Consider the following 21,341-nt stretch of genomic DNA (forward strand, 5'->3'; position numbering starts at 1 on the left):
GGCGTGGTGAGGGAGATTGCGTTGAGCGAGTTCGAATCCGGCATGGCCAGCGTTCCGTACGATACCGACGAACGGATGCAGTTGCGGCGCGGCAATGCGCTGCTCGATCGGCTGCACATGGCAAGCCTTGCGGCGCACGCCCTGGTGGCGCTGACCGTGGCATCGACGCTGGTGGTTGCCGACATCTACCACGATGACCTGGCCTGGATCGCACTGGTCGCCCTGCTGGCGATCTTCCTGATGCATCTGGTGCTGCGGCGCATCGCACTTTCCGTCCGCGCCCGCCAGCGCGAATATTCGCGCGCGAACCACGAAAGCCGCATCCAGATCACCGAACTGTTCGCCATGACCGACATGCTGCAGGCAGCCGAAACCTATGACGATGCGAGCGCGGTGCTGATGGCAACGGCGCGCAGGCTGCTCCCGCGCTATGGGGCAGCGCTCTACGTATTCAACAATTCGCGCGACCGGCTGGACCTTGCCAAGTCGTGGGACCTTCCCGACGGCTATGTCGCGCCCGAAACGCTCTCGCCGCACAATTGCTGGGCGCTGAAGCGCGGCAAGCCGCAGGTCAATGCGCCGGGTGAGGCGACGTTGTGCTGCGCCCACCACGCCAGCCAGTCCGCCACGGTGGAAATCCCGATGATGGCCTGCGGTCAGGTCCACGGACTGCTGATCCTGCTGCCCGAGGACCAGGAAGGCGCGTTCGAGCGCCTGGTTGGCGTGCGCCGACTTGGCCGGGCGCTGGCGGATTCGATGTCGCTCGCGCTGTCCAACATCGCTTTGCGCGAAAAGTTGCGCACCCAGTCGCTGCGCGATCCGCTGACCGGCCTGTACAACCGCCGCTACATGGAAGACGCGCTGGAGCGCTTCGTGTCGCTTGGCGCGCGTGGTGGCGCCAGCACTGCCGTGATCATGCTCGATCTCGACAACTTCAAGACGCTCAACGACGAGCATGGCCATGCCAAGGGCGATGCGGTGTTGCGCGACGTGGCCGCCCAGTTGGTCGGGGGTCTGCGACCATCGGACGTGCTGTGCCGCTATGGCGGCGAGGAACTGTTGGCCATCCTGCCGGACTGCGGGCTCGACGATGCGATGGAAAAAGCAGAACAGCTGCGCGAACGTATCGAGCTTCTCAGCGAAGCCCACGCCTGCCGCATCAGCGCCTCGTTCGGCGTTGGCGCGATTCCCGAAACCGCGACGTCGGCTGCGGATGTCGTTCCGATCGCGGACGCGGCGCTCTATGCGGCCAAGAAGGGCGGCAAGAACCGGGTCTGCGCCGCCGAACGCCGCGCCGGCCGCGAAGGCGGCGCGGCCCCGCGCCTTGCGGTCACGGGGCGCTGACGCGCCGCGTCAACGCTGCTTCAGTTCCTCGCCCGTCAGGGTGACGACATGGAGGAGGTTGGTCGCGCCCGGGGTGCCGAAGGGAACGCCCGCCAGCGTGATCAGCCGCGACCCGGCGACGCCGAAGCCCTGGCGCAGCGCCATGCGCTTGCCCTTGGCGATCATCTCCTCGAAGCTGCCGATGTCCTTGGTGTGGACAGCGTGCGCTCCCCAAAGAAGGCCGACCTTGCGCGCGGTCTTTTCCGACGGGGTCAGCACCAGCATCGGCACGCCGGGGCGTTCGCGCGCGACGCGCCGCGCGGTCGAGCCGGAGCCCGTGAATACGATGATGCCCGAGATCGGCAGCGTCTTGGCAATGCTGGCGCACGCCTCGGCCAGCGCGTCGGCGGTGGTGGGATCGGGTCGCGTCTCGATGAAGTGGACGCGCGCGGCATAGCCGGGATCGGCTTCCACCTGCACGGCGATGCGGTGCATGATCGTCACCGCCTCTTCGGGCCAGGCGCCAGCGGCGGTTTCGGCCGAGAGCATCACCGCATCGGCACCATCGTAGACCGCGTTGGCGACGTCGGACACTTCGGCGCGGGTGGGCGTGGGCGCCTCGATCATCGATTCGAGCATCTGGGTCGCCACGACCACCGGCTTGCCCTGCCGGCGCGCATTCTCGACGATGCGCTTCTGCAGCGGCGGCACGTCCTCGGGGTTCAGCTCGACGCCCAGATCCCCGCGCGCGACCATGATGCCGTCCGACAGTTCGATGATCTCATCCAGCCGCGAAATGGCGGCGGGCTTCTCGATCTTGGCCATCAGCGAGCCGTGGCCACCCATCAGGCGGCGCGCCTCGGCCACGTCCTCGGGGCGCTGCACGAACGACAGCGCGATCCAGTCGGCCCCGTGCTCGACCGCGAACGACAGGTCGCGGCGATCCTTTTCGGTCAGCGCGGGCACGGGGATGACCGCGTCGGGCACGTTCACGCCCTTGCGGTTGGAGATGACGCCGCCGACTTCGGCGGTGCACAGGATCTCGTTCTCCTCGGCGCGAATCACGCGCAGGCGCAGCTTGCCGTCGTCGATCAGCAGGCGTTGGCCTTTTTGCAGGATGCCGAACAGTTCGGGATGCGGCAGGCAGACGCGGGTTTCGTCGCCCGGCTCGGGATTGCGGTCGAGCGTGAAGTGACCCGAATGGCGGATCACCGCCTTGTCGTTCTTGAACGTTCCGACGCGCAGCTTGGGCCCCTGCAGGTCGCATAGCACGGTGATGGGGCGGCCCATCGCGGCCTCCAGCGCACGGATCGCGGCGATCGTTTCTGCATGGGTGGCGTGGTCGCCGTGGCTCATGTTGACGCGGAAGGCATCGACGCCGGCGCGGAACAGCCTTTCGAGCATTTCGGGCGAGCGGCTCGCCGGGCCGACGGTGGCGAGGATCTTGACCTTGCGGCTGCGCGGGTCGTGACCGATCATGTCCTGAACGATGGTTTCCGGCGTATTGGTTTCCGGCTGTGCCACGATCGTCTTCCTTCGCCTTTTGGGTGCGGGCGCGATATGGACCAGCCCTTCTGAAAACCCAAGTGCGAAGGCCGTAAGGACAATTGCAATGGATACGAATGCGCCTCTCTCGCCAGCCGTCACGCTCGACACCCTGCCCGACGAAATCGCCGCCGGAGCGTTCCGCACGCTGGTTCGCCACCTGCAACTGCGCCACGATGCGCAGAACATCGACCTGATGGGGCTCGCCGGATTCTGCCGCAATTGCCTCGCCGACTGGATCATCGAAGCGGGCGCGGATCTCGACAAGGCCGCGGCACGCGAACTGATCCACGGCATGCCGGCAGCGGAATGGAAGGCGACGCGCCAGAGCGAGGCGACACCCGAACAACTCGCCCGCATGGCAGAGAGCCTGACGAAGAACGCGCGCTGAACGCTGGCATCGTGACAGCGACGCCATCTGCGGCAGGCCTGCGCTACCGCCCCGAGATCGACGGCTTGCGCGCGCTCGCCGTACTGCCGGTCATCCTGTTTCACGCAGGCTTCGAAGCTTTCGGGGGCGGCTTCGTCGGTGTCGACGTGTTCTTCGCGATCAGTGGCTACCTGATCACGTCGTTGCTGATCGCCGACCTACGGCATGACCGTCTGTCCATCGCCGCGTTCTACGAACGAAGGGCGCGCCGCATCCTGCCCGCGCTGTTCGTGGTCATCGCGGCGTGCATCCCCTTCGCCTGGGCCTGGCTGCTGCCGAGCCAGCTCGCTGATTTCGGGAAGAGCATGATTGCCGTGGCGTTGTTCGCCTCCAACGTGCTGTTCTGGCGGGAACAGGGGTACTTTGCTGCCGACACCGCGCTCAAGCCGCTGCTCCACACCTGGAGCCTGGCGGTCGAGGAGCAGTTCTACATCCTGTTTCCCTTGCTGCTGTGGGGCCTTTGGCGCTGGAGCGCCAGAAGTGGGCGCGACGGGCGCGGGCTGGTGCCCGTGCTGGGGGCGCTGGCGCTGGCCAGCCTCACGCTTTCGCAATGGAGCGTGACACACACGCCCAACGCCGGTTTCTACCTTGCGCCCGGTCGGGCATGGGAACTGCTGGCGGGCGCGCTGGCCGCGCTGCTGCCAGCTTCCGGGCGCGCCAGTGCATCGCAGCTGCGGCATCTGCCGGGCCTGGCCGGGCTGGGCCTGATCGGTGCGTCCGCGTTGCTGTTCAGCGATATATCGCCCTTTCCCGGCCTGCTGGCGCTGCTGCCGGTGGGCGGCGCGGTGCTGGTGCTGCGCCATGGCACGGCGGATACGCTAGCGGGCCGCCTGCTGGCCCATCGCGTGCCGCGCGGCATAGGGCTGATCAGCTACAGCGCCTATCTGTGGCATCAACCGCTGTTCGCGTTTGCCCGCGCGCAATCGCCCGCACCACCTTCCCTGATCGAGATGGGGCTCCTGTCCGCACTGTCGCTGGTTCTTGGCGCGCTATCCTGGCGCTGGGTGGAGCAGCCGTTCCGCCGCCACGGAATCCGCCCCTTGCCCAACCGTGCCTCGGTCTTCATCGCAGCCTTGGCGGGAATGGCGGTCCTGGGCGGCTCCGGGCTGGTCCTGCACCGAGGCGCGGGCTTCCCAGGCCGACCAGCGGCCACGGGCACGATGGGACAGGTCGAGCAGCGGCTGGCGATCAACTTCGGGCTCAGCCCCGAATGCGAGTACGCCTTCAGCCTGTCGCCTGCCTGCACCACGTCGCGCAGGCCTGATACGCTGTTGTGGGGCGACAGCTTCGCCATGCACCTTGCGCCGGGGCTGCGAGCGGGACCGCATCCGCTGGACCTGCGCCAGCACACCGTATCGAGCTGCGCCCCGCTGATGGAAATGGGCGTGACCGGGCTGGGGCGCTTCTACGACGAAGCCGAATTGCGCAACTGCACGGTGTTCAACCGCCAGGTCATGGCGTGGCTGCGCACCAGGCCCGGCATTCGCACGGTGGTGCTCGCCTCGCCCTTCACCATGTTCGCCGACCTCGTGGTGCGGTCGGACGGAAGCACGGCGCCGCCTTCGCCGCAGATCGTTGCGGCCGCGCTACTGCGCACGGTGGCGGAGATCCGGGCAACCGGCGCGCGGGTGGTAGTCGTCAGCCCGCCGCCCACCGACGGCAGCAACCTCGGCCAATGCCTCGCGCGTTCGCTCCGCGATGGCGTCGGAAGGCGCGTGGATGCAAACCCCTGCGACTTCCCGCTGGCAAAGGCCCATCACTACCCGAATGCGCTGATGCGGCTGGTCAGCCCGCAAGTGCCTGTGATCCGGCTGGACACAATGCTGTGCCCCCATGGCATCTGCGAGACGCGGCACGGCAACGTCATCCTCTATCGTGACGACGGGCACCTCTCGATCGAAGGGTCGCGCTGGCTGGGGCAGCGGTTCGACTGGGCAGGACAGGTCCGCGCCGCCGCGCGCTGAGGCGGTTCAGCGCGCCTGCCAGCGCTGGAGCACGCGTTGCTCCAGCGCGCGGAACAGCGCGTCGAGATCCTCGCGCTCGACGTCGAGCACTTCATCCCAGTCCTCGAGCACCGCGTCGAGATCCGCGTCCTCGTACGTCCCCGCCCAGGTGCCCTGCGGCAGCACCGGCGCAGGGTGCGGACGATGGGGCCATGGGTGACCAGTCAGCCCGTTGTAGACCCAACCGGCGAAGATCAGCAGGAGCACGTTGGGCAGGAACGGCACCAGCAGCACGCCAAAAGTCCAGCCGCTCGCCTTGGCGCCCAGCGCACAGAGCAACGCGCAGGCTCCGCCAGGCGGATGCAGGCAGCGCGCCAGCGTCATCACCGCGATCGCCACGCCAACGGCAAGGCTCGCCGCCAGCCAGGGCGCGCCGATCGCATGGCCCAAGGCTATGCCAATCGCAGCGGAGATCATGTTGCCGCCCAACACCGACCAGGGCTGCGCCAGCGGGCTTGCGGGCACGGCGAAGACCAGCACCGCAGAGGCACCGATCGGGGCGACCAGCCACGGCGCATCGCCATAGGCAACCATCTTCGTGGCCAGGCCTGCCAGCGCGATGCCGATGAGCGCCCCCAGCGCGCCGCGCGCCCAGCCCAGCCGCCCGCCGGGCTTCCATTGCGCTGCGGCGGCAGCCCCCCGATGGACCGGGCCTCGAAAAACAGGTTGCAATCTGGCCTCCCCACGGGTGCGATTGATGGCGGTCAATACAACCCTTCGCCTGCCTTGCGAGGGAGAAATCCCATTGGCCCAGCAAGATGGATACTTTGTCATGCCCTCGATCGTCACGCTGACGCTGAACCCGACCATCGACGTCGCCTACGAAGTCGAACGCATCGCTCCCACGCACAAGATCCGCACAACGCGCGAATACTACAATCCCGGTGGCGGCGGCATCAACGTGGCGCGTGTGTTCGTGCGGCTGGGCGGCAATGCGCGCTGCGTCTACCTGTCGGGTGGGGCGACCGGCGCGGCGCTCGACGGACTGATCGACCTGCACCAGCTGGTGCGCACCCGCGTGCCGATCGCCGGGCACACGCGCATTGCGGTCGATGCGCTGGAACACGCGACGGCCAGGGAATACCGCTTTACCCCGGCGGGCCCAACGGTGAGCGAGGCCGAATGGACCGCCTGCCTCGATGTGCTCGACCATGTCGGGGGCGAATGGCTGGTGGCCAGCGGATCGCTGCCGCCGGGCATACCCGAAGACTTCTACGCCACGCTCGCCCGGCGCATGGCGGCGCGCGGCATTCCGATGGTGCTCGACACCTCCGGCGCGGCGCTGCGGGAAGGGCTGGCTGCGGGCGGCATCGCGCTGGTCAAGCCGAGCCGGGGCGAACTGGAAGGCCTCGTCGGCCATGCGCTCGGCAGCATCGAGGCCGTGGCCGAGGCCGCGGCCGCGATCGTCGCGGCCGGACAGGCGCGCGTGGTCGCCACCACGCTTGGCCACGAGGGCGCAGTCCTCGCCCACGCCGAAGGCACGCTCTACAGCCCGGCGCTCGCCATCGAGGCGCAGAGCGCGGTCGGCGCGGGCGACAGCTTCCTGGCCGGCATGGTCCACGCGCTCACGATGGGACAAGACACCGAAGAAGCCTTCCGACACGGCATCGCGGCAGGTAGCGCCGCGGTGCTGCGCGCGGGCACCGACCTCGCCCGCGCGGCCGACATCGCCCGCCTGCTGCCGCTGGTCCGGTTGGACTAGCTCAATCGGTCAGGTCGAACGTCCGGCGGTAGAAGGCGCGGCTGTCCTCGTCGGTCACCCAGTCGCGCCAGGTCTGGTGCGGCAAGCCGGGGAACTGCACCATGTTGGGCAGTGAAGTGCGGCCTACGCCGGTTTCCGCCTTGGCTACGGTGTTGCGCTGGTGCGCGATGGCCAGCATGGTCTTCGCCGCATCGAGTTGCACCATCGGCTCGGTATAGTTGCCAGTGAACGAAGGCTCCTCGCCCGAACCGCGCCCGGCGTCGTGCTTGTGCCGGCGAGCATAGGTGCTGGTATAGGCGAGCGCGCCGTTGCACGAGTGATTGGGACCATAGGGACCATACGCAACCATGCGCCCGCTGCCGGTGAACCAGATCGGCAGCAGGCTCGATCCGGCCAGGGAAAGGCCGCTCGCCTGCAACGCTGCCACGGCGTGCGACACGCGCTGCGGCGGATACCAGTCGTCATCGTCGAAGCAGACGATCACCTCGCCATCGGCATAGCGGTGCAGCCGGTTGCGCTTTTCGCCCAAGGCCACGCGAACCGCGCTGTGGACCACGCGCACGTTGAGGTCGTCGGTCCAGTCGGCGCGCAGCACCGGCGGTCGCGGGCTGTCATCGAGGATCACGACTTCAATCAGATGGCGAGGATAGTCCTGCAGGCGAACGCAGCGCAGCAGCTGTTCGAGGAACGGGTGCCGCCGATAGGTCGGCGTGACGATGCTGACGGTCGGCAATTTCACGGCGTTGCGGGTCTCGTCGCCCATTTCCATTCCCTGCACACACAAAAACGCCCGACATTTCTGCCGGGCGTCTTGTTTTTGCAACCCGTTGTTGCGGCCCGGCGACAGGCACGTTGCGAAACGCGCCCGCCAGCCAGAACGATCAGCGCTTCGAGAACTGGAAGCTGCGGCGAGCCTTGGCGCGGCCGTACTTCTTGCGTTCGACGACGCGCGGGTCGCGGGTGAGGAAGCCGGCGGCCTTGACCGCGCCGCGCAGGGCGGGCTCGAACTTCGTCAGCGCCTGGGCGATGCCGTGCTTGACCGCGCCAGCCTGGCCCGAAAGGCCACCGCCCTTGACGGTGCAGACGATGTCGTACTGGCCTTCGCGACCAGCGACCTGGAACGGCTGGTTGATCACTAGGCGCAGGGTCGGACGGGCGAAGTACACTTCCTGGTCGCGGCCGTTGACGGTGACCTTGCCCGACCCGGGCTTCAGCCACACGCGGGCCACGGCGTCCTTGCGGCGGCCGGTGGCGTACGAACGTCCCTGGGCGTCGACTTCACGATCGCGCAGCGGCATCGTCGGCGCAGCCGGGACAACCGGGGCATCGACGTCGGCATCGGCAGCCGGAGCGGCCGGGGCGGGAGCATTGGCGGTGAGGTTCTTCAGGTCCGCCAGGCTCGAAACGGTATCGGTGTCGGACATGGCTTACGCACCCACCTTGTTCTTGCGGTTCATCGAAGCGACGTCGAGCGCTTCCGGCTGGGTACCGGCGTGCGGGTGTTCCGCGCCGGCATAAAGGTGCAGGGCGCGCATCTGCGCACGGCCCAGGGGCCCGCGCGGAATCATGCGTTCTACCGCCTTTTCAAGCACGCGCTCGGGGAAGCGACCGCCGAGGACCTTGTCCGCGGTCACTTCCTTGATGCCGCCGGCATAGCCGGTGTGCTTGTAGTAGATCTTGTCCTTGAGCTTCTTGCCCGTGAACGCCACCTTGTCGGCGTTGATCACGACAACGTGATCGCCGCAATCGACGTGCGGGGTAAAGCTCGGCTTGTGCTTGCCGCGCAGGAGGTTGGCGACGATGACGGCGAGACGGCCGACCACCAGGCCTTCGGCATCAATCAGATGCCACTTCTTTTCCACCTCGGCCGGCTTGATCGACCGGGTGACCTTGCTGAGAGCCTTCATGGCTGGGTCATTCCCTGGATTTGGTGCACCGGACGCGCAAGGGCTTGCGCATCACGGCGAGGAACCGCGCCTTTGTTGCAAAGAGGCGTTGGAGTCAAGCAAACGGCGGGTTTGCGGAGAGGTAAAATAATACCTTTCAGTTTTTACGCCCCAAAGCGTGCGCTCCCCAGGTCGTCGCGACGAGCAGCAAGGCTCCGGTCAACTGGTGCAGCACCGCCAACCAGATCGCCACGCCGCTCCAAACTGTCGCGATGCCGAGCAGCACTTGCGTGCCGAACGCCGAATGGATCGCGATCGAGGCGGCGCGCGCCGTCTGACGCACCTTTCGGGCGAGTACGACCAACACCGCCACCACCGCCCAGGCCCACCAGCGATGGACGAAGTGGACGAGGAACGGGTCGGACAACAGCGCATGGGCCGCGCCCAGCGCCCAGTCGACCCCGGCGGGATAGAGGGAGCCCTGCATCAGCGGCCAGGCGTCCCAGTTGAACCAGCCCCCGCCCGCCGAGGTGCCCGCGCGCAGGCCAGCCAGCAGCGCGCCATAGAACAGTTGCGCCACCAGCATCACCAGCGCCAGCGCGGCAAAACCGCTCAGGTGGGCGCGCGGCTCGCCCCGATGCAGCGCGCGCAAGTCGAGCGCGGTCCAGACGAGGCCCGCCAGCGTGGTCAGCGCGACCAGCAGGTGCGTGGCGAGGCGGAAGTGGCTGACCTTCACGTCATGCACGATCCCAGACTTGACCATCCACCAGCCGACCGCGCCCTGCAACGCGCCCAGCGCCAGCAGCGCCAGCAGGCGCGGCTTGTAGCCTTGGGGGATGCGCCCCTTCACCCAGAACCAGACGAGCGGCAGGGCAAAGACCATGCCGATGGTGCGCGCCAGCAGGCGGTGGACCCACTCCCAGAAGAAGATGAACTTGTACGTCGCCAGCGTCATGCCCGCCGGGCCATTGACCAGCACGTATTGCGGAGTCTGGCGGTAGGCGTCAAATTCAGCCTGCCATTCGCCTTGCGTGAGCGGGGGCAAAGTGCCCGCGACCGGCTTCCATTCGGTGATCGACACGCCCGATTCGGTCAGGCGGGTGATGCCGCCGACGACGACGATGGCGACCACCATAGCCGCGACGACGAACAGCCAGCGGGCGAGAGCAAGCGGGGAGGGTTGCGCTGTCTTCATGGCCCCGCGCTCTGCGTCCGCCCCGTGCAAATCGCAAGGGGGATGAGAGGGCAGGCCCTCGAACCGCACAAGCCCATTGCGTGATGTTATAGTGTTACATATATCGAGTACACGATGACTCAGGCCCTTCTTGCCTTGCGTGCCCGGCTCGACCGGTTCGGCGTGCTCCTTTCGGGGCTGTGCATGATTCACTGCCTAGCGGGGATTTTTCTCGTCGGCGTACTGGGTCTGGGCGGTGGCGCGCTGCTTAATCCGGCGATCCACCGCTTCGGGCTGGTGCTGGCGCTGGTGGTCGGCGCAAGCACCATCGGCCTTGGCGCGCTGCGCCATGGGCACCGGCTGCCGCTGATCGTGGGTAGCTCCGGGCTTGCGCTGATGCTGGGCGCGGTGTTGGCAGGGCACGGCAGCGCCGAGGCCGTGCTGACGATCATGGGCGTACTGCTGGTGGCGAGCGCGCACGTCATCAACATGCGCCGGGGCTGCTGACCTTTCACGCCCTTGCACCCGCCCGCGCCTTCGCTACATCGGCGCGCATGGCAAGCACTCCCTCGACCCTCACCCTTTCGCTCACCGTCAATGGCGAACCGCGCCGTTCAGCGCCCGGTTCGATCGCCGACCTCGTGCGCAGCCTTGACCTCGATCCGGCGAAGGTCGCGGTCGAACGCAATGGCGAGATCGCACCGCGCTCGACGCTGGCGGACGTGGCTCTGGCCGACGGCGACGTGCTGGAAATCGTCCACTTCGTCGGCGGCGGGCAAGAGGATGATACGTGGACGGTAGCCGGGCGCACTTTCCGCTCGCGCCTGATCGTCGGCACCGGCAAGTACAAGGATTTCGAACAGAACGCGGCGGCCGTCGAAGCCTCGGGCGCGGAAATCGTTACCGTGGCCGTGCGCCGCGTCAATGTCAGCGATCCCAAGGCGCCGATGCTGACCGACTACATCGACCCCAAGAAGATCACCTACCTGCCCAACACCGCAGGCTGCTTCACCGCCGAGGACGCGATCCGCACGCTGCGGCTGGCGCGCGAGGCGGGCGGCTGGGATCTGGTCAAGCTGGAAGTGCTGGGCGAGGCGCGCACGCTCTATCCCAACATGGTCGAAACCCTGCGCGCCACCGAAGTGCTGGCCAAGGAAGGCTTCAAGCCGATGGTCTATTGCACCGACGATCCGATCGCGGCGAAGCAGTTGGAAGACGCAGGCGCCGTCGCCGTGATGCCGCTGGGCGCGCCGATCGGGTCGGGCCTGGGCATCCAGAACCGCGTGACCATCCGCCTGATCGTCGAGGGCGCCAAGGTTCCGGTGCTGGTCGATGCGGGTGTCGGCACGGCCAGCGATGCGGCGGTGGCGATGGAACTGGGCTGCGATGGCGTGCTGATGAACACCGCCATCGCCGAGGCCAAGGACCCGTTGCTGATGGCGCGCGCGATGCGCCTGTCGGTCGAGGCGGGCCGCGCCGCCTATCGCGCCGGGCGCATGGGCACGCGCAAGTACGCAGATCCGTCCAGCCCGCTAGCCGGGCTTATCTGACGCAAGGAGCGGGGAGTGCCTACCCCTGCCCCCTCCCGCTGGCGGGAGGGGAATGATACGGGGCGCTTGTTTCTCCCCTCCCGCAGGCGGGAGGGGGTGGGTCTGCGCGGCGTGCTTGGTTGCCCCTCCACCATCCGCTTTGCGGGCGGTCCCCCTCGCCATTTGTGCTTCACAAAAACGGGGAGGATCCGGGTAAGGGTAAGGTTTGCGCGGTCCTGTCGCCGGGAGACATGAACAGGGTGCAGGGATGGTAAATCCCTGCCTTCCCTTATCTTTCCTCAGTCCTCAAGTTGGCGCAGCAGCGTACGCACGTCGCCATCCATATCGGCATCGCGCGCGCGCAGTTCTTCGATGAGGCGCACGGCGTGGATCACGGTGGAGTGGTCGCGTCCGCCGAACTTGCGGCCGATCTCGGGATAGGAGCGCGGGGTGAGCACCTTGGCGAGGTACATCGCCACCTGGCGCGGGCGCACGACGGCGCGGGCGCGGCGTTTGCTGGCCATCTCGGTGCGGTCGACGCGGTAGAACTGGCAGACCGTGCGCTGGATCTCGTCGATGGTGATGCGGCGACGATTGGCAGACAGGATGTCGGTGAGCTGTTCTTCCGCCAGTTGCAGGCTAACCGGCTGGCCGGTGAGCTGGGCATAGGCGATCAGCTTGTTGAGGCCGCCGACCAGCTCGCGCACGTTGCGGTTGATGGTGCGGGCGAGGAACTCGATCACGTCGGCGGGCACCTGGGCGTTGCCGAAGCGGGCAAGGCGGTGTTCGAGGATCTTGCGGCGCAGCTCGATATCGGCGGGCTGGATGTCGGCGACGAGGCCCATCGACAGGCGCGAGAGCAGGCGTTGTTCGACGCCATCAAGTGCCTGCGGCGCGCGGTCGGCGGCGACGACGAGGCGCTTGCCCGCGCTCATCAGCGCGTCGATCGTGTGGAGGAATTCCTCCTGCGTGCTGGACTTCCCGATGATGAACTGGATGTCGTCGACCAGCAGCATGTCAAAGCCGCGCAGGCGCGCCTTGAACTCGATCATCTCGTTCGAGCGCATGGCCTGGACGAATTCGATCATGAAGCGCTCGGCCGAGCAGTAGAAGATCCGCGCGCCGGGCCTGGCCGCGGCATAGGCGTGTCCGATGGCGTGCAGCAGGTGCGTCTTGCCCTGTCCGGTCGAACCCTTGAGGTAGAGCGGCGAGAACTGCGGGGTTTCCAGCGCGGCCATGCGTTGCGCCGCATTGACGGCGAGCACGTTGGTCGCGCCTGAGACGAAGTCGGAGAAGGTCAGCGAGGGATCGAGCCCGGCAAGCGCCGATTCGACAACCGCGGGAGCGACGGCGCGCACAGGCGCGGTCGGCTCGCCGGCGAAGGGCGCGCCTACGCGCAGCTCGGGCATCGCGCGGCGGCGCGGATGGACGGTGATGCGCACCTGGCGCACTTCGGCCCGGGCGATCTTCCAGGCGAGGCTGAGGCGATCGGCGAATCGGTCCGCCACCCAGTTGGCCGAGAACTCGGTGGGCAGGAACAGGTCGAGCGTGCCGGTTTCCTTGCAGAAGCTGCCGAGCTGGATCGGCTTGATCCACTGGCTGTGCAACTGCGAGCCGAGGTCCTTCTTGAGACCCTGGCTGATGTCGGCCCAGTCGGCGGCCAGATCCAGGGCTTCCTGGTCCTCGATCATTGCGCCGTCACGTCCCTTCTTCGCTTGCCCGGCCTGCGCCGATGTCTTGTTGATTCCGGCAGCGCCATGCCCCGCGCCGCCACCAATGCTGCTACCACTGCCGAATTCGTCAATCTTCACGTGCCGCCGTCCCGCATTCCGGCCCCGCCCCATTAACGGGACGCAAGGCACGACTTACCCCTTGTCCGGAATCGCGTTTTTCGCGTCCGGACCCTGCTTCAAGCGATGTTCGTGACACCGACCGCGCGATCGCCCTGCCGAAGCAGAAGGCCCCCGTCGCTGCCGGTTCATCCTGTCTATTGGCCCAGCGCCCAATCGCGCAAGCGGCGTGAAGCAAAAAAACTGAAATAAACCCGCTTGACTCGGCTCTGCCCCGCAGAACTCCATCAATATACTGATTCATAACGATTTTCTGAGATGTTCCAGCCGAATCGCGGAGATTCCGTGACTTGCTGCGCCTGCACAAAAATGACGGTGTTGAAACAGACGCCCAAAAGAAATGGCCGGCGTTTGACACGCCGGCCATGTTCTTTTTTTGTGCCGTAACGCGCCGGTCATCGACCGGCGTCGCTACCGAATCAGAGAGCGGCGACGCGCTTGCTGAGACGGCTCATCTTACGGGCAACGGTGTTCTTGTGGAGCACGCCACGGGCAACGCCGCGCGCCAGCTCAGGCTGGGCAGCCTTGAGCGCTTCGGCCGCTTCGGTCTTGTCGCCACCGGCCAGCGCGGCTTCGACCTTCTTCACGAAGGTGCGGATGCGCGAAAGACGGTTGCCGTTGATTTCGGCGCGACGTTCGTTGCGGCGGATGCGCTTGCGGGCTTGCGGCGTGTTGGCCATGTGTTCCTGTCTCGTGTCCTCTGGCGGGCCACCTGACAAGGCGCCCAAGCAATCGTGATGGAAAGCGGGAAAGCCCGCCGGAAAGCGGCGCCCTTAGCGGCGATCGGGGCTTCGGTCAACAGATTCGCTGGTCATCAGGCCAGCCTCCGCAGCGTCAGCCGCAGTCCGTCGCGGGGCTTGGGGATGGGCCAGGCCTGCCACAACGGTGCATACCCGGGCGTCGCTTCAAGCCGATAGCGCGAAAGGATCTGCGCGACCAGCACTTTGGTCTGCATCGCCGCAAAGTGCAGCCCCAGGCACATGTGCGCGCCGCCGCCGAAGGGCACCCATGCGTACTTGTGCCGCGCCGCCACCTTGTCCGGCGTGAAACGCAAGGGATCGAACCTGTCCGGATCGGGCCACAGCACAGGATCGGCGTGGACGGCGGCCGGGCTGATGCCCACGCCCGTGCCCGCCGGAATGCGGTGGCCGTGAAAGGTGAAGTCGCGCAGCGCGCGGCGGGGCATGGCCGGGACCGGCGGCATGATGCGCAGCGCTTCCTTGAAGGCCATGTCGCACAACTCCAGCTTGCCGAGATCCTCGTAGGCGAGCGGGCGGCCTGCCCCGCCCGTCACGGCCAGGGCTTCGGCGCGCAGCCTGTCCTGCCATTCGGGCGCGTGCGCAAGATGCCAGGCAAGCGTGGTGAACGAACTGGTGATGGTGTCGTGCGCGGCCATCATCAGGAAGATCATGTGATCGACGACCACGTCTTCGGGCAAGAGGCTGCCGTCTTCGCGGCGGGCGAGCGCGAACTGGCTGAACATGTCCTGCCCCGGCTGCTCGCGTCGTTCACGCACCAGCTGGGTGAAGTATTCGACCATCAGCTTGCGCCCGGCAACGCCCCGGCCCATCGCGGTGAAGGGCAGCGGCCGCCGGATCGGCGCGACCGAAGCCTGCACCATGTCGACGAAGGCCTTGTTCAGCCGGTCGGCCTCGGGCCCCAGCGGAAGCCCCAGGAAGCTGACGGCGGCGGTCTGCAGGGTCAGCGCCTTGATCAGATCGTAGAAGCGCACCTGCGTGACGTCTTCCTTGCCCCAGGCTTCGACGCCGTGCGCGATCTGTTCGTTCAGCTGGCCGCAGTAGGCCCGCATCGGCTCGGGCTTGAACGCGATCGACAGGGCGCGCCGGTCGATGCGGTGCGCTTCGTGGTCCATCAGCATCAGGCCGCGCGGGAACAGCAGGTTGAGGATAGGCCCCCACCCCTGCTCGTTCGAGAACAGCTTGTCGCGGTCGAACAGCACCAGTTCGTTGGCATCAGGACCGACCAAGGTGACGCCACGCCGCCCGAAGCTCTTCGTGCGGTACACCGGCCCGTACTTGGCCAGCATCTCCTGCCCGAACCGCGTCGGATCGGCGAGCTGGCGGAAGGTCGTGCCGACGATCGGCCGGCCGTCCTCGCCGGGAATGGCGTCGAGCGCACCATCGCCGGGGTGGCGCGTCCAGTGGGGATTGCCGCGCTCGGACTGGACGGTCACGTCGGTGAAACTGCGGGCGGGAACGCTCGCCATCGATATTCTCCCGGGATTTTTGCTTGCCCCATTGATGACACGAATGTCAGCACAGGCAAGACCCGGAAGATTTCAGATCCAGCCCGACAGTTCGCGCCGCACCAGCGCCTCGATCAGATCGATGCCGGCCTCGCCCGCATTGAGACAGCCCAGCGCGGCGAAGTCCGTGCCGCCCGCAGCGAGAAAGTCGTCCCGGCCGCGAATCGCCAGTTCCTCCAGCGTCTCGAGACAGTCGGCAGAAAAGCCCGGCGCGGCGATGGCCACGCGCTTCGTGCCCTTTTTCGCCTCTTGCGCCAGCACCACGTCGGTCGCCGGCTCCAGCCACTTCGCCTTGCCAAACCGCGACTGGAAGGTGGTTTCCACGCGCAAGGCGGGATGACTCTGCGCGAAACGCCCGGCCAGCAGGCGTGAGGTCTTGCGGCAGTGGCAATGGTAGGGATCGCCCAGGTGCAGCGTGCGCTCGGGCATCCCATGATAGCTCAGCAGCAGCAGTTCGGGCGTGAAGGAGAGCGCACCGATCTGGCGCGACAAGTCAGCATGAAGCGCGCCGATCGCGGCGGGATCGTCGTGGTAGGGCGGCAGCGTGCGCAGCGCGGGAAGGCGACGGCGGGCCTTGATCCAGTCGGCCACGGCATCGAGCGCGCTGGCAGTCGTCGCGCCCGAATATTGCGGATAGAGCGGGGCAACGAGAATGCGCTCGCACCCGGCTTCGAGCAGCGCGTCGAGTTCCTTGCCCATCTCAGGGTTCTGGTAGCGCATGGCGTGGCGCACGATCACGCCGTCGCCCAGCCGCGCCTGAAGCCCCCGCGCCTGCGCCGCCGTGATCGCCGCGAGCGGGGAACCTTCCGGCGTCCAAACCTGCTCATAGGCGTGCGCGCTCTTCTTCGGGCGCGTGTTCAGGATGATCCCGCGCAGGATCGGCTGCCATATCAGCGCCGGAATTTCGACTACGCGCTTGTCGGACAGGAATTCGCCCAGATAGCGCTTCACCGACTTGGCATCCGGCGCATCGGGCGTGCCGAGGTTGACCAGCAGCACGCCGACCTTGCCGGTGCGGATCGGCGGGTGGTCGGCGGGACGGCCGTCGGTAGTGGGCGAATCGGTCATCAGAAACCTTCGGAAAGGAGGGGCAGGCGGCGCAGGCGCACGCCGGTGGCCGAGAACAAAGCGTTGGCAATGGCGGGCGGGGTCGCCACCATGCCGAGTTCGCCAGGGTCGAACGGCTGCTCTCCCGAATCGGCAAAGACAACATCGACCTTGGGGCAATCGGCGAGCAGCGGCAGCCCCAGTTGCGACAGGCGGCCCGACAGCGGCAGGCCCGCGGCATGGGCGGTGCTGCCGCCGATCGCGTGGGCAAGGCCGAACAGCAAGCCGCCCTCGATCTGCTGGCGGGCCAGTTCCACGTTCACGATGCGGCCGATGTCGGCATAGGCGGACAACTGGTCGACGCGGATAGCGCCCTCTTCCTGCCGTGCGGTGGCGACCACCGCGATGAAGCCGCTACGCAAGCCTTCGGGCGCGGCGAGGTCCATGCGCTGGCAGGCGATGCCTTGCCCCGAGGCATCGGCACCACCACCCCACATCGCCAGCCTCGCCACACCTTGCAGGCAGGCGACAAGGCGCGGCTGGCCCGACAGCATTGCCACGCGGAACGATAGTGGCTCAGCACCCGCGAAATGCGCGCATTCATCGACGAAGCTTTCGACCATGAACGCGGTATAGCCCAGTGCGCCGCCGCGCATCCGCGCCGTGGGCAGCGGCAGATCGAGCGGCACGTGATCGACCGCCTTTTCGGGGATGGCGTAAAGCGGCAGCGCGCCTTCGCAGGCCAGCGGATCGGCCTTGCCGTGCGCCGCGTCTTGCGCTGCCTGCGCACTGGTTTCATCGAGCAGGCGCGTACCCCATTCGATCGCGCTGGCGGGCAGCGCCATGCGCGTGCGCCAGCCCAGCAGGCGCTGCTTGTCCGGGCTCATCGCGGCGGAAAGCTGCGCCGAAACCGGCGTGCGCGGGTATCCGGCAAGCGATTCCTGCCAGCGCGACCACATGAGCTGGACCGGGCGGTTCAAGGTCTTGGCAATCGCGGCGGCCTGCGATGCTACGCGCACGTCGAGCCGGGCATCGAAGCTGCCGCCGGCGTGGAGCGGATAGACCACGGTGTCGCGCAAGCGGACACCCGCCGCGCGGGCTGCGGCGCGGCGGGCGAGGTCCGGGGCCTGCGTCGCCAGCCAGATTTCCAGCCGCCCCTCTTCCAGCCGCGCGGTGCAGGTGGCGGTTTCGAGCGGCGCGTGGAGCGCAGGCTCGACATCATAACGCGCAGACAGGCTGGGCTTGGCCAGCAGCGCATCGGGATCCCCCTCGGCCGCAATGCGCACCTTGGCGCCCTTGTGCAGCGCCGTGTCGATGCGCGCTTCGAGCGCTGCACTGTCGGCGATGCGGCCCGCCGCCTTGAAGCGGGGGTCCATTGCCTTGAGTGCCTTGTCGGCGGCGTGCCAGGTGGTACCCGCCGCCGCCAGCCAGCGCCTGGCATGGACCACGCCGACAAGGCCCTTCACATCGGCCGCCGCGGCCTTGTCGTAGCTTGCCAGCACGCTGTCGCCCTGCGGCCCGTGCGCGATCGCGGCAAAGACCATGCCCGGCAGGCGCACGTCGCCTGCGAAAACGAAGCTGCCATCGACCTTGGCCGGAAGATCGAGCCGGGGGTAGGCGGGCCTTGCGCCATCGGGAAAGGAACCGGGCTTCTCGCGCGCGGGTTCGGCCCGCAGTACCGGCGGGTCGGGCGGATCGAAGCGCGCTGCCGCTTGCGTCAGCCGCACGAAGCCCAGCCGCTGCCTGCCGTTGAAGATCGCGTGGTCGCGCGCCTCCAGCGTTTCCCAGCCGACGCCCCACTGGTCCGCCGCCGCCATCGACAGCACCGCCCGCACCGCCGCTGCCGCTTCGCGCAACGGTGCCTCGAACGCGGCGAGCGCGGTGCCTTCGGCGGTGATCTGGAACGGTTCACGCTCGGCATGAAGCCGCGCCAGCGTGCCCTCGGGGCTATCGGCCAGCGAGGGCGCCAGCGGCATCCAGAGCGGGGCCCATCGCGCCGCCAGCACGGCATCGCCATAGACCGGGCTGACCGGCGCGGGTTCCACGCCAACGCGCTTCCAGTCCGCGCCCATCTCCACCGCCACGATCTGCGCGGCCAAGGTGGTGACGCCCTGCCCCATCTCGCAGAACGGCACCGCGACGCTGACATCGCCATTGCGCGCCAGCCGGATGAAGCTGTCGAAGATGCGCTCGCCCTCGCCCGCGACGAGCGCGCCCGCGTAGTGGCGCGGGACCAGCCGGAACGCCAGCAGCAGGCCACCGCCCGCGCCAGCGCCGATCAGCAGTCCGCGCCGGGTAAGCCGCATCGCCCTATTTGCGCGCGTCGAGCCAGGCGATCACGCCCTGCGCGATGGCCGCAAAGGCTTCGGCCTGCTTGCCCTCTCCTGCTGCCGGGGGCCGCCCGGCATCGCTGTCCTGCCGGATCGACAGGTCGAGCGGCACGCGCCCGAGGAAGGGGACGCCCATGGTCTTCGCCGCCGCTTCCGCCCCGCCGCAACCGAAGGGATCGCTCTCCTCGCCGCAATGCGGGCAGATGTAGCCGGCCATGTTCTCCACCAGACCGACGATCGGCACGTGCGCCTGCTCGAACAGCTGCACCGCGCGGGTGGCGTCCATCAGCGCCAGATCCTGCGGGGTGGACACGATCACCGCACCCGCAGGCTTGTGCTTCTGCAGCATGGTCAGCTGCACGTCGCCGGTGCCCGGCGGCAGGTCGACCACCAGCAGATCGATGTCGCCCCAGATCGCGTCGGTCAGCTGGCCCAGCGCATTGCTGGCCATGGGGCCGCGCCAGGCGATCGCCTGCCCCGGCTGGACGAGATGCCCCATCGACAGCAGCGGCAGGCCCCACGGGCTTTGCACCGGATGCATTTTGTTGCCCTCTGCGGTGGGGCGCATGCCCTCGGTCGCCAGCAGGCGCGCCTGCGAGGGGCCGTAGATATCGGCGTCGACTAGGCCGACCTTCCTGCCGCTGCGCGCCAGCGCCACCGCAAGATTGGCCGAAAGCGTCGACTTGCCAACCCCTCCCTTTCCCGATCCGACCGCCAGGATGAGCGGCGCGGCGCGCTTTTCGGCGGTCATCGCCACGCGCACGTCGGCAGCGCCCGCAGCCTTGGCCGCATCGCGCACCGCAAGGTTCAACTGGTCGCGCGCGGGACCGTCCATGCCGCCCACGTCGAGCACGACCGTCGCCACCTGCTCCTTCACGGTTGCCGATTGCAACCGCTCGCCCGCCACCTGCCGCACCGCATCGTGCAGCGCCTTGCCATCGAGGCTCACGCCCGCTCCTGTCCTTCCGGCCGCGTCCCGGCCTTTCGGGCAGTCCCCTAGCAGAGGAATTTTGGGAGCGAGACACTGTTTTTCGCGTGCAGGGTTCCTATAACGGACGGCATGATGGATTTCGGCGGAGACGGCGCAAGGCTTAGCCCTTGCCGGGGAGCAGTGGCGCGATGACCGGCAAGAAGAGCCCATGGGGCAATCCCGGCGGGGAAGGCGAAGCAACGCAGGGCAGTGCAAACCCGCCCGAAGACCGTGGCGCAGGCCCGGACGAACCGCGCACGCCGCCACAGGCGCCGCCGGCGGAAGGACCGCGCAATCCCTGGCTGCCCCCCGCCTCGGGCGAGCCACGCAAGGCCCCCGGCATCGAAGAGCTGTTCCGCCGCCGCAACGGTGGCGGGAACGGGGGCGGCGGCGCAGGCGGCCCCGGCGGGCGCGGCCCTTCGTTCCGCCTGCCGCAGCGCCCCGACGGCAAATCGTGGGTGCCGATCGGCGTCGCTGCTTTCGTGGCTCTGTGGCTGGGCACGTCGATGGTCCACCGCATCGCCCCGCAGGAACAGGGCATCGTCACCACCTTTGGCTCCTATTCGCGCACGCTCCATCCGGGCATGGCGCTGACCCTGCCCTGGCCGGTCCAGTCGGTGCGGGTGAAGGACGTGACCTCGATCCGGCGCGAATCCATCCCCGAGGGCGAGGGCGAGAAGCTGATGCTGACCGCCGACCAGAACCTGGTCGATCTCACCTACCTGGTGCGCTGGAACATCAAGGACCTGAAGCTCTATTCGTTCCAGCTGGCCGAGCCCGACCAGACCGTGCGCGAAGTGGCTGAGGCCGCAATGCGCGCCTCGATCGCCGAAGTGACGCTGAACGATGCGATGGGCTCCGGCCGCGCCACGATCGAACAGAACGTGCGCGAGCGGATGCAGCGCGTGCTCGATGCGTATCGCTCGGGCGTTAAGATCCAGGGCGTCGAGATCAAGAAGACCGACCCGCCGACCAAGGTGGTCGATGCCTTCAAGGAAGTGCTCGCCGCGCAGCAGGACGCGCAGAGCGAGGTCAACCGCGCGCAGGCCTGGGCCCAGCAGCTGACCGCGCGCGCGCAGGGCGAGGCCGCCGCCTTCGACAAGGTCTACGAGCAGTACAAGCTCTCCCCCGAAGTGACCCGCCGCCGCATGTATTACGAAACGATGGAACGCGTGCTGAGCCAGACCGACAAGGTTATCGTCGAGACGCCGGGCGTGCAGTCCTACCTCCCGCTGCCCGAGATCAAACGCCGCCCTGCCGACGCCACCGCCGAGGAGGGCCGCTGA

The 21,341-nt window shown here is 67.8% G+C and carries 19 protein-coding genes; 7 read left to right on the top strand and 12 right to left on the bottom strand.

From position 1 onward, the window contains the following. Positions 1 to 21 precede the first annotated feature (21 nt). Positions 22 to 1,344: a sensor domain-containing diguanylate cyclase gene (locus tag K3A84_RS13335; RefSeq protein ID WP_225009830.1), complete on the top strand. Its 1,323-nt coding sequence runs from the start codon at positions 22 to 24 to the stop codon at positions 1,342 to 1,344. Between the two features lie 9 nt (positions 1,345 to 1,353). Here the strand turns inward: K3A84_RS13335 and pyk are convergent, their stop codons facing one another. After that, positions 1,354 to 2,802 carry a pyruvate kinase gene (gene pyk / locus K3A84_RS13340; protein WP_225009878.1) on the bottom strand — a complete coding sequence of 483 codons (1,449 nt, stop codon included), beginning with the start codon at positions 2,800 to 2,802 and terminating at the stop codon, positions 1,354 to 1,356. 133 nt (positions 2,803 to 2,935) lie between these two features. Here pyk and K3A84_RS13345 point away from each other — a divergent pair, with 133 nt between their 5' ends. After that, positions 2,936 to 3,259, top strand: coding sequence for a DUF1244 domain-containing protein (locus K3A84_RS13345; RefSeq protein ID WP_225009831.1), 324 nt, complete (start codon positions 2,936 to 2,938; stop codon positions 3,257 to 3,259). Between the two features lie 11 nt (positions 3,260 to 3,270). Continuing rightward, complete coding sequence (locus K3A84_RS13350) at positions 3,271 to 5,262, top strand: acyltransferase family protein (RefSeq protein ID WP_225009832.1); 1,992 nt, start codon at positions 3,271 to 3,273, stop codon at positions 5,260 to 5,262. A 6-nt stretch (positions 5,263 to 5,268) separates the two neighbouring features. Here K3A84_RS13350 and K3A84_RS13355 read toward each other — a convergent pair whose 3' ends face one another. Next, positions 5,269 to 5,973, bottom strand: coding sequence for an HPP family protein (locus K3A84_RS13355; RefSeq protein WP_225009833.1), 705 nt, complete (start codon positions 5,971 to 5,973; stop codon positions 5,269 to 5,271). Between the two features lie 100 nt (positions 5,974 to 6,073). On the opposite strand from K3A84_RS13355, the gene K3A84_RS13360 reads away from it, so the two are divergent. Continuing rightward, positions 6,074 to 7,003, top strand: coding sequence for a 1-phosphofructokinase family hexose kinase (locus K3A84_RS13360; RefSeq protein WP_225009834.1), 930 nt, complete (start codon positions 6,074 to 6,076; stop codon positions 7,001 to 7,003). A gap of 1 nt (position 7,004) precedes the next feature. Here the strand turns inward: K3A84_RS13360 and K3A84_RS13365 are convergent, their stop codons facing one another. From K3A84_RS13365 to K3A84_RS13380, 4 genes are all read right to left on the bottom strand, one after another. After that, entirely contained in the window at positions 7,005 to 7,766 is a 762-nt protein-coding gene (locus K3A84_RS13365) for a glycosyltransferase (RefSeq protein ID WP_225009835.1), read from the bottom strand. Between the two features lie 118 nt (positions 7,767 to 7,884). Then, complete coding sequence (gene rpsI, locus K3A84_RS13370) at positions 7,885 to 8,427, bottom strand: 30S ribosomal protein S9 (protein WP_225009836.1); 543 nt, start codon at positions 8,425 to 8,427, stop codon at positions 7,885 to 7,887. 3 nt (positions 8,428 to 8,430) lie between these two features. After that, a complete protein-coding gene (gene rplM / locus K3A84_RS13375; protein WP_225009837.1) occupies positions 8,431 to 8,910 on the bottom strand; it encodes a 50S ribosomal protein L13 in 480 nt (159 codons plus the stop codon). A gap of 136 nt (positions 8,911 to 9,046) precedes the next feature. Next, positions 9,047 to 10,084: a COX15/CtaA family protein gene (locus tag K3A84_RS13380; RefSeq protein ID WP_225009838.1), complete on the bottom strand. Its 1,038-nt coding sequence runs from the start codon at positions 10,082 to 10,084 to the stop codon at positions 9,047 to 9,049. 114 nt (positions 10,085 to 10,198) lie between these two features. Here K3A84_RS13380 and K3A84_RS13385 point away from each other — a divergent pair, with 114 nt between their 5' ends. After that, positions 10,199 to 10,570: a MerC domain-containing protein gene (locus K3A84_RS13385; RefSeq protein WP_225009839.1), complete on the top strand. Its 372-nt coding sequence runs from the start codon at positions 10,199 to 10,201 to the stop codon at positions 10,568 to 10,570. A gap of 47 nt (positions 10,571 to 10,617) precedes the next feature. After that, positions 10,618 to 11,613 (top strand): sulfur carrier protein ThiS, encoded by a 996-nt coding sequence (thiS, locus tag K3A84_RS13395; RefSeq protein ID WP_318248310.1) that lies wholly within the window; start codon positions 10,618 to 10,620, stop codon positions 11,611 to 11,613. A 278-nt stretch (positions 11,614 to 11,891) separates the two neighbouring features. Here the strand turns inward: thiS and dnaA are convergent, their stop codons facing one another. The 6 genes from dnaA to K3A84_RS13425 form a co-directional block, all read right to left on the bottom strand. Next, positions 11,892 to 13,283 carry a chromosomal replication initiator protein DnaA gene (gene dnaA / locus K3A84_RS13400; protein WP_225009880.1) on the bottom strand — a complete coding sequence of 464 codons (1,392 nt, stop codon included), beginning with the start codon at positions 13,281 to 13,283 and terminating at the stop codon, positions 11,892 to 11,894. Between the two features lie 578 nt (positions 13,284 to 13,861). After that, positions 13,862 to 14,122, bottom strand: coding sequence for a 30S ribosomal protein S20 (gene rpsT / locus K3A84_RS13405; RefSeq protein ID WP_225009840.1), 261 nt, complete (start codon positions 14,120 to 14,122; stop codon positions 13,862 to 13,864). A gap of 134 nt (positions 14,123 to 14,256) precedes the next feature. After that, positions 14,257 to 15,669 carry a cytochrome P450 gene (locus K3A84_RS13410; protein WP_225009841.1) on the bottom strand — a complete coding sequence of 471 codons (1,413 nt, stop codon included), beginning with the start codon at positions 15,667 to 15,669 and terminating at the stop codon, positions 14,257 to 14,259. A 72-nt stretch (positions 15,670 to 15,741) separates the two neighbouring features. Continuing rightward, positions 15,742 to 16,776: a ferrochelatase gene (gene hemH, locus K3A84_RS13415; RefSeq protein ID WP_225009842.1), complete on the bottom strand. Its 1,035-nt coding sequence runs from the start codon at positions 16,774 to 16,776 to the stop codon at positions 15,742 to 15,744. Further along, positions 16,776 to 19,061 (bottom strand): molybdopterin cofactor-binding domain-containing protein, encoded by a 2,286-nt coding sequence (locus K3A84_RS13420; RefSeq protein ID WP_225009843.1) that lies wholly within the window; start codon positions 19,059 to 19,061, stop codon positions 16,776 to 16,778. The genes hemH and K3A84_RS13420 overlap by 1 nt, the downstream gene beginning before the upstream one ends. Before the next feature lie 4 nt (positions 19,062 to 19,065). Then, the gene (locus K3A84_RS13425) at positions 19,066 to 19,836 is read right to left on the bottom strand and encodes an Mrp/NBP35 family ATP-binding protein (protein ID WP_225009881.1); all 771 of its coding nucleotides are present in this window, start codon (positions 19,834 to 19,836) and stop codon (positions 19,066 to 19,068) included. Positions 19,837 to 20,204: 368 nt separating this feature from the next. Here K3A84_RS13425 and hflK point away from each other — a divergent pair, with 368 nt between their 5' ends. Continuing rightward, positions 20,205 to 21,341, top strand: a complete 1,137-nt coding sequence (gene hflK, locus K3A84_RS13430; protein WP_225009844.1) for a protease modulator HflK — start codon at positions 20,205 to 20,207, stop codon at positions 21,339 to 21,341.

This window comes from Novosphingobium percolationis, from assembly GCF_020179425.1.
GTDB classification, from domain to species: domain Bacteria; phylum Pseudomonadota; class Alphaproteobacteria; order Sphingomonadales; family Sphingomonadaceae; genus Novosphingobium; species Novosphingobium percolationis.